Origin of the sequence: Microcystis sp. LE18-22.4A, from assembly GCF_027531105.1 — a bacterium.
In the GTDB taxonomy this organism is placed as follows: Bacteria; Cyanobacteriota; Cyanobacteriia; order Cyanobacteriales; family Microcystaceae; genus Microcystis; species Microcystis aeruginosa.
This window is the reverse complement of record NZ_JAPZRB010000240.1, coordinates 1-13,763: the sequence shown is the minus strand read 5'-3', so window position 1 is coordinate 13,763 and position 13,763 is coordinate 1. Positions and strand designations below refer to the sequence as shown.

At 44.6% G+C, this 13,763-nt stretch carries 12 protein-coding genes and 1 tRNA gene; 4 read left to right on the top strand and 9 right to left on the bottom strand.

Features of this window, described 5'->3' with window-relative positions:
- Positions 1-271: 271 nt before the first annotated feature.
- Entirely contained in the window at positions 272-526 is a 255-nt protein-coding gene (locus O9295_RS11025; protein WP_008198594.1) for a DUF3493 domain-containing protein, read from the bottom strand.
- Between the two features lie 59 nt (positions 527-585).
- On the opposite strand from O9295_RS11025, the gene O9295_RS11020 reads away from it, so the two are divergent.
- A tRNA-Thr gene (locus tag O9295_RS11020) sits at positions 586-657 on the top strand.
- A gap of 212 nt (positions 658-869) precedes the next feature.
- On the opposite strand, the gene O9295_RS11015 is transcribed toward O9295_RS11020, so the two are convergent.
- Together O9295_RS11015 and O9295_RS11010 are read right to left on the bottom strand one after the other, a co-directional pair.
- A complete protein-coding gene (locus tag O9295_RS11015) occupies positions 870-1,373 on the bottom strand; it encodes a sll1618 family protein (RefSeq protein ID WP_288032956.1) in 504 nt (167 codons plus the stop codon).
- Positions 1,374-1,411: 38 nt separating this feature from the next.
- Complete coding sequence (locus tag O9295_RS11010; protein WP_288032955.1) at positions 1,412-2,356, bottom strand: DUF4351 domain-containing protein; 945 nt, start codon at positions 2,354-2,356, stop codon at positions 1,412-1,414.
- A 353-nt stretch (positions 2,357-2,709) separates the two neighbouring features.
- Here O9295_RS11010 and O9295_RS11005 point away from each other — a divergent pair, with 353 nt between their 5' ends.
- Together O9295_RS11005 and O9295_RS11000 are read left to right on the top strand one after the other, a co-directional pair.
- Complete coding sequence (locus tag O9295_RS11005) at positions 2,710-4,215, top strand: Ycf46 family AAA ATPase (protein WP_002759196.1); 1,506 nt, start codon at positions 2,710-2,712, stop codon at positions 4,213-4,215.
- 12 nt (positions 4,216-4,227) lie between these two features.
- Positions 4,228-4,749 (top strand): SH3 domain-containing protein, encoded by a 522-nt coding sequence (locus O9295_RS11000; RefSeq protein WP_012265257.1) that lies wholly within the window; start codon positions 4,228-4,230, stop codon positions 4,747-4,749.
- Positions 4,750-5,223: 474 nt separating this feature from the next.
- Here O9295_RS11000 and O9295_RS10990 read toward each other — a convergent pair whose 3' ends face one another.
- From O9295_RS10990 to O9295_RS10970, 5 genes are all read right to left on the bottom strand, one after another.
- On the bottom strand, positions 5,224-5,697 hold the full coding sequence (locus tag O9295_RS10990) for a phosphate-starvation-inducible PsiE family protein (RefSeq protein ID WP_002798406.1): 474 nt from the start codon (positions 5,695-5,697) through the stop codon (positions 5,224-5,226).
- 348 nt (positions 5,698-6,045) lie between these two features.
- Positions 6,046-6,885 (bottom strand): nitrate ABC transporter ATP-binding protein, encoded by an 840-nt coding sequence (locus O9295_RS10985; RefSeq protein ID WP_194017350.1) that lies wholly within the window; start codon positions 6,883-6,885, stop codon positions 6,046-6,048.
- Positions 6,886-6,964: 79 nt separating this feature from the next.
- A complete protein-coding gene (locus O9295_RS10980; protein ID WP_288032953.1) occupies positions 6,965-8,983 on the bottom strand; it encodes an ABC transporter ATP-binding/substrate-binding protein in 2,019 nt (672 codons plus the stop codon).
- A gap of 69 nt (positions 8,984-9,052) precedes the next feature.
- Positions 9,053-9,883, bottom strand: a complete 831-nt coding sequence (ntrB, locus tag O9295_RS10975; protein ID WP_288032952.1) for a nitrate ABC transporter permease — start codon at positions 9,881-9,883, stop codon at positions 9,053-9,055.
- A 112-nt stretch (positions 9,884-9,995) separates the two neighbouring features.
- Positions 9,996-11,354, bottom strand: coding sequence for a CmpA/NrtA family ABC transporter substrate-binding protein (locus O9295_RS10970; RefSeq protein WP_288032951.1), 1,359 nt, complete (start codon positions 11,352-11,354; stop codon positions 9,996-9,998).
- 516 nt (positions 11,355-11,870) lie between these two features.
- Here O9295_RS10970 and O9295_RS10965 point away from each other — a divergent pair.
- On the top strand, positions 11,871-12,953 hold the full coding sequence (locus O9295_RS10965; protein WP_288032950.1) for a molecular chaperone DnaJ: 1,083 nt from the start codon (positions 11,871-11,873) through the stop codon (positions 12,951-12,953).
- A gap of 267 nt (positions 12,954-13,220) precedes the next feature.
- Here the strand turns inward: O9295_RS10965 and O9295_RS10960 are convergent, their stop codons facing one another.
- On the bottom strand, positions 13,221-13,457 hold the full coding sequence (locus O9295_RS10960) for a ribbon-helix-helix protein, CopG family (protein WP_287972925.1): 237 nt from the start codon (positions 13,455-13,457) through the stop codon (positions 13,221-13,223).
- Positions 13,458-13,763 lie beyond the last annotated feature (306 nt).

Below are 13,763 nucleotides of genomic sequence, written 5' to 3'. Positions count from 1 at the left end.
AGATCTTCTTGGGAAATCTCGTAAGAGAGATTACCAACAAAAATAGACATAATACTTGAATCCTCGATCAATACTCGAAACGGTGTGGAGACACAAAATTCAGGGAGAAGCCGAACAATACTAAAGTAAAAGACTTACCGAGTTAATACTGAAAACGAACTTGAACACCAATCTTGACTCTCGCCTCGATCATAACACAGAAAGATTGGAGTTAATGTTAACTTTTATTCTCCAGGGAAAGAGACCGTTTTGGCTATCGGTGGCTACTCCCTCAACCGCCAGCTTTTTTTTCCCGACGAAATAACCAAATCATCAGGGCCACCACACCGATTTGTAGGGCAAAATTGGGTAAGGCGGTGGCTACGTCCCTTGCTGCCGCTAATTGGGCCAGAAAAACCACCGCACCAATAAAACCGGATGCCCCTAAACCGAGATAGATAAACTGTCGCAGACCTCGGTAGGGATTGGCCGCTTCCGCTTTCAAGCGCGCGTATTTTTGGGGATCGAGTCGAGGAGATTTGCTCATAAAAAAATTTTTCTAGCTCTGTATCTATTGTCCGTGATATAATCAGAAACTGGCAATGTGCCGATGTAGCTCAGTGGTAGAGTAGTTGATTCGTAATCAATTGGTCGTGGGTTCAAATCCCATCATCGGCTTGGGGTTTTACCTCCCCAAAGTTGACTCAGAAATACAGAAGTCCGGCTCAATAAATCCAAAAACCTTGTTGGATAAGACTTTTAGACTTTTTGGCCATCCAAAAGTGCCGGCCATTGGAGTAATCAGGGGGAAAATTCAGGTACTTTTTCCCTGAAAATGGGTAAAACCCCACACCAGGCTCCCACCAACCAACTTTTTCAGCAGCCCCTAGTTACTGAAGAAAAGGTTGAATGATTTCTGCGATCGCTTGACGTTGGCAATCGTCATATCCCCAGCGCTCTAGAAAGGCTTGATATTCTCCTTGTCCCGCGTTTAAACTGGTGGCTAATTGTTGTAATTTTTCCTCCAAGGCAGGCGATAATAACTGCTTAATTAGTTGACCAGTTTTTTCTTGGACTTTCTCAGAACCTTGGGCGTTTTCTTCGTCCCCTTGACCGCGATGATAGATGACCATTGCCGTGGACATAGCCAGATTTTTGACTAATAATTCATTGACAAATATCGGGGAAGTTTTTAAAGCAGTGATTACTTCTAAACTAGGATATTCACTATAGGATAAATCCCTGGTTAAGTAAGTAACAAAAAAACCTCTAGCTCCATTTTCTGTTGAGACTAACTCAGTAAATTTCTGAGTGATTGTATTGGCATCTAACAACTCAATTTGACTTAGTAAATCTTGAGTTTGTTGGATGGCATTTTCAAAAGTTACACCCATAACATCAATAGCCTTCTGTGAATTTTAAGAGAAAAATACTAAGCGTCTAAAGCATTTAACCAATTAGTTAAATCCTCCCATGTCGAAAAATCCAATAAAGCTTCCCCCGCTCGTTCCAGATCATCAATATTCAAGGTCATAATCCGACTCTCTATATCCACATCAATATCTCCTAACTTACGTTTAATCAGACGAACAATTAGATTTCTTTCTCTTGCTAAACCCTGTTCTAAACCCTGTTCTAAACCCCGTTCTAAACCGCGGCGCATCCAACTGGTGGTAATCTGCATAACTCCCTCCTGTTCGGGTTGAATAAATGTGCTAATCTCCTGTTGAAATTCTATCTCCTCGGACGAGTTGAGATTGAGATAGGTATCGACAAAGCCTGAAATCAATTGCATTCTAGCGGCATCTAATCTTAATGTTACCAATAATCTTAGACATTGTGCCTTAACTTTTGCTCTATCCCGAGGGGCAATTTTCATCTTGGCCATCAAAGCGGCGGCGACGGGATTAGCTTGATTGAGAAAATCTCGCCAATGCAAGCGATTTAACTGGACAACTTGATAGTTAAATTCTAACACTTTTAAGTCAGGAAACTCAATTTTGTATTGACGAATTGCTTCTTTTTGCGGACGATCATAGGAGAATATGACAATCGGATAAACTGGTAAGGCAAATTTTTGATGCAGACGAGCGAAATAAGTAAACATTCGCCGATTAAATTCCGGTTGAGAGCTAGACTGTGCTTCTAGATGAATTAAGAAAAATGATGATTGTCCTCGAAATTGCACTTGGGCGACTAAATCACTTTCATACTTTTCTCCTTCCGTGACATCGGTAAAGACTTCTTTGTCTAAAAATGTGATCTGATTAGGCTCTAAATAATTAATAATCTCAGGAAAAAACAACTGAATAAATTCAACAAAAAAAGTCGCAATTAATTCCTTAAATAAACGATCATGGTCAATAACATTATTCATACATAAGTAGTCGTGCAAAATTAATTTCTTGGTTAGGATAGGCACTCATGCAAAAGGCACTCATGCAAGAGGTAGTGAGATATGTGTAATTAATTTTGCCTAGGTACATAGCAGTTATCCTCATGGTGAGGTAGGAAGTTTTCGTTTTGGGTAGTCGGTCGCCGGCCGTCGATATCAAAATTAGGTTACACTTCATCTTGAGGAGAAAGGCGGTCAATTACTCGTTAAGACTACACCAGAACAGGGGGCTGCGGAGAAGCAGTTCGAGCATTTGTACTAAAATATCTAATAGACGGCTAACTGCTATATTTTCTGATGACGATATAAATAGCAAAAACTATAGACGAATAGCTATGAGCTTTGGTGAAGAATTTGAATTACTGCTGCGGGCCCGTTACCCTCTCATCTATATTACCACCCTAGAAGAAGAACGTCTCGAAAAAGCGATCGCCGATATTGCCAAACAGAGCCATAACCGTGCTGTCTATGTCTGGGATTTCGTGGATGGTTATCAAGATAATCCCAATAATGAGAACTTGGCTCGGCGTAATCCCCTGCAAGCTCTTGAATTCGTCGAAAAGCTGCCGACTAACATCGCCGCCATCATAATTTTACGCGATTTCCAGCGCTTTTTAGAAGATATTTCCATCGCCAGAAAATTGCGAAATCTGGCCCGTTCTCTGAAATCTCAGCCCAAAAACCTAATTATCGTCGCTCCCGAACTGTCTATCCCCTCGGATCTAACCGAAGTAATCACCGTCGTCGATTTTCCCCTCCCCAGTGGCGAAGAAATTAAACAGGAAATTCAGCGATTAATCGCTGCCACCGGACAACCCGTCAAAGAACCACTCCTCGATGAATTAGTGCTTTCTGCCCAAGGATTATCCCTAGAGAGAATTCGTCGGGTTTTAGCCAAATGTTTAGCCAGTCACGGCAAAATTGAGCCAGAGGACGTGGAATTAATTTTGGCAGAAAAACGCCAATCGATTCGTCAAACCCAGATATTGGACTTTTATCCCGCCACAGAGCAGATTTCTGACATCGGCGGCCTAGATAATCTCAAAGATTGGCTGATTCGTCGCGGTGGTGCTTTTAGTGAACGCGCCCGCGCCTACGGTTTACCCAATCCCCGGGGTTTACTATTGGTGGGAATTCAAGGGACGGGTAAATCCCTGACAGCGAAAGCTATTTCCCATCATTGGCACTTACCGCTGCTGCGTCTAGACGTGGGGCGTTTATTTGGCGGATTGGTGGGAGAATCGGAATCGCGTACCCGTCAGATGATTAATCTCGCCGAAGCTTTAGCTCCCTGTGTGCTGTGGATAGACGAAATCGATAAAGCTTTCGCCGGAGCGGAGGGAAAAGGCGACGGGGGAACCACCGGGCGGGTTTTCGGGACTTTTATCACTTGGTTAGCCGAGAAACAATCGCCGGTTTTTGTCGTCGCTACAGCTAATAACATCCAATCTCTGCCCCCGGAAATGTTGCGAAAAGGACGCTTCGATGAGATATTTTTTGTCGGACTACCTAGCCAAAAGTCCCGCGAGGAGATTTTTAGCGTTCATTTAGGGAAAGTTCGGCCCCATAATCTGAAAAGTTATGATATAAAGCGATTAGCCTACGAAACTCCCGATTTTTCGGGGGCAGAAATCGAACAAACCATCGTGGAAGCGATGCACATCGGTTTTAGTCAAAATCGCGACTTTAGCACCGATGATGTGCTTGAGGCCGCTAGTCAGATTATCCCCCTAGCTCGGACTGCCCAAGAACAGATTCAATTTCTACAGGATTGGGCAAAGTCCGGTAAAGCTCGTTTAGCCTCTCGCGATGATCGTTTTAATGTCAATTCTAGCAGTTAATTTAGCACCAATATGAAGCGTTTATCTGGTTTATTGCAATTTATGCTCGGTTTTGTCATGGGAGTGGCGATTTTGGTCGGTGGGGCTACTGCTGTCGCCTATATGCTTCTCTCCGGTATGAATTCTAATCCTCCTAAACCCGTCTTTACCGAGGAGAAAAAAGAGGAAACTAAGGAGGAAAAAACCGCCGTCAAACCTTCTCCCATCCCTACTACTCCCGTCCAAGAACAACCCCAAGCTGAGGTGAAAGAGTCTCCCACAGCTGCACCAGCACCAAAAGCTTCCCCGAAACCCAGTCCCGAAGCAAGAAAAAGAGAAGCCACATCCGAGGGTTATCAAGCGCGGGTGACATGGCAAAGCGGTTTAAGTCTGCGCTCTCAACCTACCAGTGAATCGACTCGTCTCGGCGGTCTGGATTATAATACTAAAGTCAGTGTGGTGGGAACCAGCAGCGATGGCCAATGGCAGCGCATACGTCTGTCCGATGGTCGCGAAGGTTGGATTAAAGCGGGTAATATTTCCAGAGTCCAGTAAATAGGGTTTGCGGCAAAAAGTTTTTCCTGGGGGCAGGGTGTGGGGTGTGGGGTGTGGGGTGTAGGGTTTTACCTTTTCAGGTGGTCAATTACCTAATTTTCAGGGAAAAAGTCCAGGAATTTTCCCCCCGCTCACTCCAATGGCTGGTACTTTTGGATTTCAAAAAGGTCTCAAAGTATTATCGAACAATGTTTTTAGATTTATTCAGCAAGCCCTAGGGCTGGCTGAATAAATGTGAAATGTAGGCAAAGTAAGGGTTTTGGGGCTTTACGAGCGAAACAGGTGCAAGATTTTGAGAGAATCATGTTTCAAAACCTTACATCTTCATCGGCCCGCGTCCTGTAGGGGCGAAGCATTCGGGCATAACCTATCGCTGAAACCCTAGATTTCCTATCCGAATGCTTCGCCCCTACTTTTTGCCGCAAACCCTATTTAGAAGGGATAGATTTTCTAAATCTATCCCTTTCCCTTAATTCAAGAACGATTATCGCGATTAACTTTTCTGATTAACCAATAACTTGCCGCTAAAGCTAGGGTTCCCACGGTGAGGGCAATTAAATCATCTTTACTGTATTTATTGGGATCAAAAATAATAATTTTTCGAGAGATGGCAATCAGGGCAGTAACTACGACTAATTCAACCTGTACGATGTGTTTTCTTAAGTAAGCAGTGACGTTTTCTAATAACTCTAAGGCGATCAAAATATTGAGAAATAATCCGAAGATTTCAATTAAAGTTTTACTAAAAAAACCGACGGGTTCCGTGGTAAATAAATCTTTGATTAGGATAACTACTAAATCATAAAGAGAAACAATAATAACAACAATTAAGGCTACGGATAAAACCTTAGAAACTATGTTTTCGATGAGATGAATCGACTTCATGAAATCTTCATCGCGCCATTGTTGACCAAAATTGATAAGTAGTTTCCGTATCTGTTTGAGCATGATCGATTAAGTAAAAATTATTATTGTATTTTATTGCTAATTGTTCTATTTAGCTAACAAGTAAGCTGATCCCCCCTTAATCCCCCCTTTATAAGGGGAGTATCTGACAATTTTTAACATCTAAGTGGGTGGGTGGAATTAAATATAAAATGAACGTAGGTTGGGTTGAAGCATGAAACCCAACGCCCGCATGGGTTACGCTACCGCTAACCCATCCTACAAATAATTGTGCCTACCTACTTACCTAGTTAGAAATAATTTTACTTGAAGAAGGCTTCCCTAGAAAAAAAATCTAGGTGCGATCGCTATTAAGTCAACCGCACCCCAAACTAATACAAATGCTCGCATCTAGCTAACATCATCGTGAGCGAAACGATTATAGAGGAAGTCGAGGGCATAGTTACGCAGACGATAATATTCAGGGTCCTCCATAATTCTCTCCCGATCGCGGGGACGGGGGAAATGAATATTCATCACTTCGCCGATTTTCGCTTCTGGTCCATTGGTCATCATTACCAGCTTATCAGCGAGGAAAAGGGCCTCATCGATATCGTGGGTAATCATCAACACCGTACAGCGTTTATCTTGCCAGATTTTCAGCAATTCTTCCTGTAATTCCTCTTTGGTAATCGCATCCAACGCACCGAAAGGTTCATCGAGAATCAACACTTCGGGACGGATAGAAAGGGCCCGGGCGATCGAAACCCGTTGTTTCATCCCCCCGGAGATTTGGGGAGGGGTTTTGTCCATAGCTTCGGTTAAACCCACCATCGCTAAATGTTCGCGCACGATCGAGCGTTTTTGTGCTTCCGGAGCATTGGGAGACACCGCATCTACCGCGAGATAGACATTTTCAAAAACACTTAACCAAGGCAATAAAGCATAGTTTTGAAACACTACCATGCGATCGGGCCCGGGTTTAGTAATTTTCTTGCCGTTAACTTTAACAATGCCATCGGTGGGAGAAGAAAAACCCGACACCATATTTAATAGGGTCGATTTACCGCAACCAGAGTGACCGATCACACAGATAAATTCACCTTCATTGATGTTGAGATTAACATCCTTGAGGACAGTGTAGGGGCCTCTAGGAGTGGGATAAACCTTAGAAACTCCTTCAATGGTAACAAAAGCTTCTTTACTGGGGGCCTGGGTTGCCCGGTTAACTGTGTCAGTGGTGGTGTACATGATTAGTCTTTGGGGGAAATTAGATAATAGGAGCAATGACCGGGGATAATTGGCTAGGAATTATCCCCTTAGTCGATTTTTAGGCAATTTTACGGGTTTCTACCGCACTAGGACGAGCATCAATAGCCACTTCGGCCATAGTGATGTTTTGTTTGATCTCTAAACTATTGAGATAACCGATCGGATCCTCGGCATCAAACTCGATACCATCGAATAAAAGGATCGGTGTGCGACGATATTTAATATCCCCTAGACCCAATTCCCGGGCCGCGGTACTAAAGACACCCACCCGACAGACGCGTTCGAGAATTTCTACCCAGTTACGGGGGAAAGGAATGTGGCCCCAGCGCGCCATTTGGGTCATCATCCAGAGGTGTTCGGTACGACTGGGACGATTTACCCCTTCTCCAAAGAACAGATGGTGTGCATATTCTTTCATTGGTCGATCGAGACTGCACGCGTAGGAGTTAGGATCACCCAGTTGGATATAATCGATATTGGTACTAAGATACTGACGACTGGCGAGGATTTGACGAATTTCTTCCTGATTTGTTTCCGAGGCACAGTAGCGACAACCTTCCAGCAGTGCTTTAACTAAAGCGACGTGGGTATTAGGGTATTTATTGGCCCAATCTTCCCGGACTCCCAGGGCCTTACCCGGGTGGCCCTGCCAGATTTCTAAGTCGGTAGCGACGGTGTAACCGATGCCTTCCATGGCGGCCCGTAGGTTCCAGGGTTCACCGACACAGTAACCGTCAATACTACCGGTTTTCAGGTCGGCTACCATTTGGGCCGGGGGAATAGTTTCGAGGTGAACGTCTTGATCGGGGTCAATACCAGAGGCCGCTAACCAGTAACGCAGGAGCAAATTGTGCATGGAGGAGGGGTGAACCATGCCAAAAATATGGCGCTGTTCCCGCGATTCCAATAGCATCTGTTTTAAGGCGTTACCGTCAATCACTCCCTCGTCATAGAAGCGTTTAGCGAGGGTGACACCGTTACCGTTACGAGTCATAGTCAGGGCGCTGACAATCGGCAAAGGTTGCTCCTGATAACCACCGACGGTTAACCAGGTGGGCATTCCTGAAGGCATTTGCGCCCCGTCGAGGAATCCCCCTGCGATCCCGTCCACAATGCCTCGCCAACTGGTTTCCCGGACCAAATTCACCTCATCTAGACCATGTTTAGTGAAGAATCCCTTTTCTTTGGCCACTGCTAGGGGCGCGCAAGCGGTGAGGGGAACAAAACCGATTTCTAGATTGACTTTTTCTAAACCGTGACGGGCAATTACTTCGACTTTGCGGGCGCGCAGTTTTTTGATCCGTTTTTGTTGGTTGAGGAAATAGATAATCTCGCTCCGGAGACTGTAGTAACTCGGGTGTTCTACCACTTCCATGCGTTTGCGGGGACGGGGGATATCCACTTCCAAAATACCGCCAATTTTTGAGCCGGGGCCGTTGGTGAGCATGACGATGCGATCGGATAATAGCACCGCTTCATCCACATCGTGCGTCACCATTACCGAGGTCATTTCGTATTCTTCGCACAGCTGCATTAACTGTTCCTGTAGATTACCTCTAGTCAGGGCATCTAACGCGCCAAAGGGTTCGTCTAAAAGGAGGACTTTCGGACGGATAGCTAGGGCGCGAGCGATCGCTACCCGTTGTTTCATCCCCCCCGATAATTCGTTGGGACGTTTATCCACTGCATGACGAAGATTGACCAGATCGATATATTTTTCGACTTCAGCTTTTCTTTCGTCTTCTGATAGTTGGGTGAGAACTTGATCGACGGCCAGAGTGATATTTTCTTTGACGGTTAACCAGGGTAAAAGGGAATAGTTTTGGAAGACTACCATGCGATCAGGCCCCGGTTTTTTAATGCTTTGACCTTGCAAAGTAACCACTCCTTCCGTGGGCAAATCTAAACCAGCGATCATGTTTAAGAGGGTGGATTTTCCGCAACCAGAGTGACCGATGAGGGAGATAAATTCCCCTTTTTTTATCTGTAAATCAATCCCTTTCAAGGCCACATATTCACCGCCACCACTGAGAGGGAAGACTTTATCAATATTATCGACAGCGACAAACAAACTCATATTTTTTTCTCCTTAAATTTCCTCAAGTTTCAGTTATTTGAAAATGGGGAAACTTTCCCCATCGATTCCCTATTGACGAACGATTTGATTTTGCAACCAAGCCATAAAGCGATCGAGTAATAAACCCACACCACCGATATAAAACAGAGCGAGAATAATATCGCTGATGTAGTTATTTTGGTAGGCATCCCAGATAAAGAAACCGATACCGACGATACCCGACATAACGATTTCAGCCGCAATAATCGCTAACCAAGCTAAACCGATCGCAATTCTCAAACCAGTGAAGATGTAGGGAAGTGCCGAGGGAATTAATATCTTGAAGAAGAATTTTTTGCTGGACAATTGCAAGACTTGTTTAACGTTGATATAGTCTTGGGGAATTTGTTGGACACCGACGGTGGTATTAATCAAAATCGGCCAAACTGCGGTAATAAAGATCACGAATAAAGCAGCAGGTTGGTTTTGTTGTAAAGCGGCCAAAGATAGGGGAACCCAAGCAAGAGGAGGAACTGTTCTTAGGAATTGGAAAAGGGGATCGAGGGCCTTATTTAAGAAGGAATTTAAACCGACCATAATCCCAACACCAATACCAACCACTGCGGCAAAAGAATAACCGATTAATACCCGTTGCAGACTCGCTAAAGTTTGCCAGAATAGTCCCTTATCAATGCCCCCACGATCAAAGAAAGGATACATTAAATAAGTACGAGTCCGTTCATTGGTGATTAGGTCGGATGGGGGGGGTAATTTGATTAATCCCACCATCGAGACTAATTGCCAAACAATCAGAAAACCTAAGGTACCGATAATGGGGGGAAGAATGTCTTGGGAATGCTTTTTCCAGAATTTACTGAAGTTGAAACCATCTTTGCCTGTTCTGCTGACGCTACTTGCCATTTTGCCGTTTTCCTTTGTTGAAGATAAAGTTACTGGATTGGGAAGAGAAGAAAACACTTTTGGGATTAATAGACTAGATATTTTATGCCCCTAGCCTATCGAGAAAAGCTCGCTATTTTTTGATCGCCAAACTATCGAGATAAGCTTGGGGATTGGCAGGATCAAAAGTTTTGCCATCAAAGAATTTTTCGACACCGCGGGAGGTACTGGTGGGAATATCGGCCGCAGGAACTCCTAATTCTGTGGCTGCCGCTTTCCAAAGATCCTCGCGGTTAACTTTGTCGATTAATGCTGAGGCAGTGGTTAAAGTTTCTTTCGGCAAGAAACCCCAACGAACACTTTCGGTTAAAAACCAGAGATCATGACTCTTGTACGGATAGGAAACGCTACCGACGGGATCTTTCCAGTAGAAAACCCCTTTATTTTTGTCGGTGATTTCCGGTTTGCCGTCACCCATTTTCTGTATTCCTTTGAGGGGACCGGCGATAATTTCTTCTTTGAGGTTGAAATAAGCCGGTTTAGCGAGAATTGCCGCCGCTTCTGCCCGATTTGCCTCTTGATCGAGCCATTGCTGCGCTTCTATAATTCCTTTTAATAGGGCCTTGGTGGCTTTCGGGTTTTTATCCACCCAATCGGCGCGGACAGCGAGGTATTCTTCCGGGTGATAGGGCCAGATTTCTGCGGTTAAAGCTGACATAAAACCGATCTGATCAGCCACAATTCTCGCCGGCCAAGGATCACCGGTACTAAACGCATCCATGGTTCCCGTTTTCATGTTGGCCACGGTTTGGGCGGCAGGAACCGCAATTAGGTTAATATCCGTATCGGGGTTAATACCACCGGCGGCTAACCAGTAACGAATCCAGAAGTCTTGGTTAGCTTTCGGGAAAGTATAGGCGGCTTTGAAGGGAGTTCCCGTCGTTTTCATGCCGAGGATGTAATCTTTGGCGGGTTTTAGGTCTAAACCGATATTTTTGCCCTCGTGTTTACCCGCAATCGCAATTCCGTTACCCTGGGTGTTTAACTGCGCCAACACATACATGGGGACTTTAACGTTATTTTTGGTGATTAGTCCCTCAGAAATTAGGTAAGGCATGGGCATTTGCCACTGTCCCCCGTCAATTCCGCCCGCATCTGCCCCAATTTCGACGTTATCTCTAGCGGAACCCCAGTTTGCTTGTTTGGAGACTTCCACATCGGGCATCCCGTGTTTGGCGAAAAAGCCTTTTTCCTTGGCAATAATTAAGGGTGCGGCCTCAACGATAGGAATATAACCTAATTTAATTTTGGTGGTTTCAGGAGCTTGTTCCGGGGCGATGGCGACGGGAGAAGCAACCGGGGCAGCGGGCGCGGTGGTGGTGGTTCCACCCGTAGTGTCGGGGGGATTACCCACACAACCTTTCAGGACAACAACCCCTGCCGCTGAAACCGCCGCCGTGGTTAAAAATTTCCGTCTCGAAAAATTTGACATAGAATCTCCTACCTGCTTGCTAAAGCAAATATGTGTGCTGAATTATGGGTAAAGGAATCCCTCGCTAAACTTTCCCTCTAGCCCGTGCTATAGAAATTTAGCTATGGAATATCTAAACTCGATTGAACTTACTAAATAAGTCTAGCGGAATTTGGAAAAAATAATTAATCCGATCGAGAATTTTATTTACAAAAATTTAATTCGATTGATAAGAATTAATTAAGACCATTGATATATCTAGCTTCTAGCCACTTAAAAAGGTTTCCGTAGGGCGCTGGAGCAGGGGTGATGGGGTGATGGGGTGATGGAAGTGGGGAAGTGGGGAAGTGGGGAGATGGGGAATTGGGGAATTGGGGAAGTGGGGAAGTGGGGAGATGGGGAATTGGGGAATTGGGGAAGTGGGGAATTGGGGAATTGGGGAGGTGGGAGAAACAACAAAATGAGCCAAGGGTGAGTTTTAGGAATGCGGTTCCTTCCGGCTTGGTAGAATGGACAATATGCTTTCACCCCAAAGTAATGACCAGATCTAAAAAGCCAAAACCACCGAACTCCTCTGATTCGCCTACCTCTCCTTCCTTGGCTCTGTCTTCCCTACATTTTCGTCTCCAAGCTTTAGAGGAGGAGCATCAGTGGCTCCTCAAGCAGATTGGCAGAAAACGCAACGAACTGAAGAAATTCCTCGACCAGATGCGTTCCTTAGCGACGGAGATTTTCCAGAGAGGGCAACCCCTCTATCAAAAACTTACCGACCTCGACCGCGAAATACACGCCCTTTTTGACGAAATCCTCACTGCTAGAAAATTGGGGCAGCAGACAAAAAAAAGGATTCTCGGAATTTACGAGACACTTCAGTTAACGGGGGTGATTAGCCCAAAATTTGAGGATGGAGATGAAGAACTTGACGAACTTTTCGGAGACGAAGGACCGGAAGGATCATCAGAGCAATCCGCGCAGGATTTCTTCTCTGGGGGAGACTCCTACGGCCGTCACGATGATGGAACAGAGATATCACCTGAAAGCTCGCCTAAATCTCCTGAATCTAGACAAATACGCCGCACTTTCCTGAGAATGGCCGAGATTTTTCACCCCGACAAGGTTACAGACCCCGAAACTCGGATGCGTCACAATGAGATCATGAAGGAGGTCAACCGTGCCTATAAAGAGGGAGATATTGCCAGACTGCTGGAAATCGAACGACAGCATCAAATGGGGGACTCTTTCGAGGTTGAAGGCTCATCGGAAAGCGACCTTAAACGACAGTGCGAGAAGGTTGAAACCAATAACGAACTACTCAAAAAGCAGTACGAGAACCTGAAGAGAGAACTGCGATCGGTGCGAAATACCCCGGAAGGCGAGATGGTGAGGGCCAGTCGCGCTTGTGAGAAGGATGGCATCGACCCGATTGAGCAAATGCTAGAGGAGATGAAATTACAAGTTCAATCCACCGAAAAAATCTATAATTTTGTCCGTGACTTCCGCGATAAAAAGATAACGGTTAAAGAGTTTCTGCGCGGACCGGTCAGGATGGGCAGAAGCCCGGAAGAGATGGAAGACATTCTTGATCAACTTCTGCAGCAACTTCGCGGAATCAGCCGTTGAAGAGAGAAAGCCAGTATTTAGGGTATGCTGAAAAAGTTTTTCCCGGTGGCCGAGTGTAGGGTTTTACCTAATTTTTAAATCCGTTGGGTAACGCACAGAAAACGGGTTTCTCCGAGAAACCCGTTTTCTACTCATGCAAAAGACAAAAGGGGGAATAAATAATCAGTTTTTAATAACCAGATTTAGTATGATTTTTGATCTGCCCTAGAGTATTGCTATCACCTTTGACAAAATCACTAATCGTACAAGTATCGAGCAAAACCAGCACTAAATCACCTCATCTTCTCTAGGTGGGGAAAGTTCCTTTCTATAAGCTTCAAAAATAATACCATCACTTACACCTTGAAAATTAAGGATAGTTGACGACCATTGAGACTGTTCTTTTGTGGTAATTAAAAGCTGTATTGCTTCTCGAATCAAAGCATTCTGGGATTTGTCTGTAGAGTGAGATAAAGCCTGTAGTTGCTGACTTAATTCATCTTCCAGATAAAGGTTGAAGTTCATAACTTAAACAAATATCAATTAACTTTATTATAACAGGATAACTTCTTTCTTTTCTGGGCTGAGATATTTATCAGCATTTACTATGCTAATAGCAACCTGATCAGCTTTTTGATCAACTTTACTGCCCATAATATAACACCACCTTCCCAACTGATAACCGATAACTCTTTCATTGCCTTAATAAAATTTAACATTAACGCCATTTTCTCAAAAAAATCGACCCGCCTAAGGGCGGGAAAGAAAAGGAAAAAGAAAAAATAGGGAATGAGGGTAAAAGGGGAAAAAAAGGGGAAAAGGGTTACAGAG